The sequence below is a fragment of the Aetokthonos hydrillicola CCALA 1050 genome, assembly GCF_017591665.1.
Classification (GTDB): Bacteria; Cyanobacteriota; Cyanobacteriia; order Cyanobacteriales; family Nostocaceae; genus Aetokthonos; species Aetokthonos hydrillicola.
This window is the reverse complement of record NZ_JAAKGC010000268.1, coordinates 1-2,864: the sequence shown is the minus strand read 5'-3', so window position 1 is coordinate 2,864 and position 2,864 is coordinate 1. Positions and strand designations below refer to the sequence as shown.

Annotated in this window: 4 protein-coding genes; 3 read left to right on the top strand and 1 reads right to left on the bottom strand. The window is 45.1% G+C overall.

What is annotated here, in order from left to right:
• Together atpD and atpC are read left to right on the top strand one after the other, a co-directional pair.
• Window positions 1-1,034 (top strand): F0F1 ATP synthase subunit beta (gene atpD, locus G4P69_RS36775; RefSeq protein WP_208354768.1); only part of this gene is annotated, 1,034 nt, incomplete at its 5' end.
• Between the two features lie 196 nt (window positions 1,035-1,230).
• Window positions 1,231-1,644, top strand: a complete 414-nt coding sequence (atpC, locus tag G4P69_RS36770; protein ID WP_208341600.1) for an ATP synthase F1 subunit epsilon — start codon at window positions 1,231-1,233, stop codon at window positions 1,642-1,644.
• A 150-nt stretch (window positions 1,645-1,794) separates the two neighbouring features.
• On the opposite strand, the gene G4P69_RS36765 is transcribed toward atpC, so the two are convergent.
• A complete protein-coding gene (locus G4P69_RS36765; RefSeq protein ID WP_208341599.1) occupies window positions 1,795-2,304 on the bottom strand; it encodes a phosphoribosyltransferase in 510 nt (169 codons plus the stop codon).
• Window positions 2,305-2,374: 70 nt separating this feature from the next.
• On the opposite strand from G4P69_RS36765, the gene G4P69_RS36760 reads away from it, so the two are divergent.
• Window positions 2,375-2,864: MFS transporter (locus tag G4P69_RS36760; protein WP_208354767.1), on the top strand; the 490-nt coding region annotated here is incomplete at its 3' end.

Here is a 2,864-nt window from a genome sequence, read left to right as displayed (position 1 = left end):
TGGGGCCGTGGATTAAAGTTGTTGATTTGCTGACGCCCTACCGCCGTGGAGGAAAAATTGGTCTGGACGGCGGTGCAGGTGTTGGCAAAACCGTAATCATGATGGAATTGATCAACAACATCGCAACCGAGCACGGTGGAGTGTCGGTATTTGGTGGAGTGGGTGAGCGTACCCGTGAAGGTAATGACCTTTACAATGAAATGATCGAATCTAAGGTTATCAATGAAGAGAACCTTAACGAATCGAAAATCGCGCTAGTTTATGGTCAGATGAATGAACCACCCGGAGCGAGAATGCGGGTTGGTCTATCTGCTCTAACCATGGCTGAATACTTCCGTGACGTGAATAAGCAGGACGTGTTGCTGTTTATTGACAACATTTTCCGGTTTGTACAAGCAGGTTCAGAAGTATCTGCGCTTTTGGGAAGGATGCCTTCTGCGGTAGGATATCAGCCTACATTAGGAACTGACGTAGGTGCATTGCAAGAACGCATCACCTCAACTAATGAAGGATCAATCACCTCCATTCAAGCGGTGTATGTACCAGCAGACGACTTGACCGACCCCGCACCTGCAACCACTTTTGCTCACTTAGATGGAACAACAGTGCTGTCTCGGGGTTTGGCATCTAAGGGAATTTATCCAGCGGTGGATCCGCTAGGTTCAACTTCCACCATGTTACAGCCAAATATTGTTGGTGATGAACATTACAACACTGCTCGTGCTGTACAAGCAACTTTGCAACGTTACAAGGAACTTCAAGACATCATCGCTATTCTTGGTTTAGATGAATTGTCTGAAGAAGACCGTCTTATCGTAGCACGCGCACGCAAGGTTGAGCGCTTCTTGTCTCAGCCATTCTTTGTAGCAGAAGTGTTTACCGGCTCTCCAGGTAAATATGTGAAGCTGGAAGATACCATTAAAGGCTTTAAGAAGATTCTCTCTGGTGAGTTAGATGATCTGCCAGAGCAGGCTTTTTACATGGTCGGCAATATTGACGAAGCTGTCGCCAAAGCCGCTAAGATCAAAGGCTAATTTGTGAACAAAAAGAATTCAGGAGTCAGGAGGAGCCACTGCGGTGGCCGGGTTTCCCGGCATAAAGCATGTGGCGTTCAGGATTCAGCTTGGGAATCCGGTTTAGATCCCTATTCTCTGATGTCTTGTATGGAATTAGGGTATAAATTGATTCTGGCTCCTGACTTCTGTCTTCTGACTCCTTCTCTAATAACCTATGACATTAACAGTTCGTGTAATTTCACCAGATAAAACAGTGTGGGATGCGACTGCTGAAGAAGTTATTTTACCCAGTACCACTGGTCAACTAGGTATTCTCAGCGGACACGCACCACTATTGACAGCCTTAGATACAGGCGTCATGCGAGTACGTTCAAGTAAAAATCAAGATTGGGTGGCGATCGCGTTGTTAGGCGGTTTTGCTGAAGTTGAGCAAGATGAAGTGACAATCTTGGTAAATAGCGCTGAAAACGGCGACAAAATTAACCTAGAACAAGCACGGACTGCGTATACCGAAGCACAAACTCGCTTAAATCAAGTAAGCCAAGGCGATCGCCAAGGACAAATTCAAGCAAACCAAGCTTTTAAACGCGCCCGCGCTCGTTTTCAAGCCGCTGGCGGTTTGGTTTAGTATTTGGGGCATGGGGCATGGGGCATAGGGCATAGGGCATTGGCATTGGGGATAAAGGGGATAAAGGACTTCAATTCCATTTTTCCCTGCTCCCTGCTCCCTGCTCCTCTGCCCCTCTGCTCCCATGCCCCATGCCCCATGCCCCATGCCCTATGCCCTATGCCCTAATTCCGCAGGCTTCATATATTCATATTGTTCAAATGGTTGGTGAATCCAAGGGTTATTGGATAGATAATCGACGTAGTAATTTGGAGCTATTGTCGAACAGGCTTTATACCAGATAACGGCAGTACGAATCTCTTCAATAGGACAATCGCTATATTCTTTTAGCCAAGGGATAGTCTTTTGGAGTGTGACTCCAGAGTCTACCAGATCATCGACTAAAAGAATGTGTGAACCTAAACTTTCGGTGGTCATAGTCAGATGGCGCGAAAAAGTTAAATTCCCTCTTTCTTGCTTCCCAGGAGCAGTGCTGTAAGATGATGTTGCCAAAATAGCTAGAGGCTGATCGTATATGCGAGAGAGAATATCTCCCACTCGCAGTCCACCTCTAGCAAGACAGACAATTTGGTTAAATTCCCAACCGGATTGATAAATTTGAGTAGCCAGTTGTTCAATTTTTTGGTAATACTCTGACCAAGAAACGTAAAGGTCTGGCATAAGGTGTGTGATTGTGGCTAATACTGGATAAGCGAGCAACTTATTTTAGTATGAGGAACCACAAAGTACTATGACCGATTCTGCCCCTAATAGCTATTCTCAAACTTCTGAAGGTGAAAAGCTTAATTTAAAAACTAAAATTGCTTACGGTGCAGGAGATTTAGGAACTGCAATCACTGCAAACATTCTGGCGTTTTTCTGGTCAGTCTTTCTTACTAATGTAGTCGGTTTAAGCGCAGGATTAGCTGGTTATATTCGCCTAATTAGCGGGATATGGGATGCAATCAATGATCCATTCGTCGGCACTCTGACTGATAAGACACGCTCTCGATGGGGAAGAAGGCATCCTTGGATGATATTTGGAGCAATTCCTCTAGGAACTTTCTTTTTTCTTCATTGGATAATACCCCCTAACTTAGCTGGTAATCAATGGGGCTTATTCTGGTTCAACTTAGTTATTGCTGTTCTGTTTAACACTGCCTATACTGCCGTGAATTTACCATACACGGCGATGACGCCAGAACTAACCGAGGATTACAACGAACGTACTAGCCTCAACA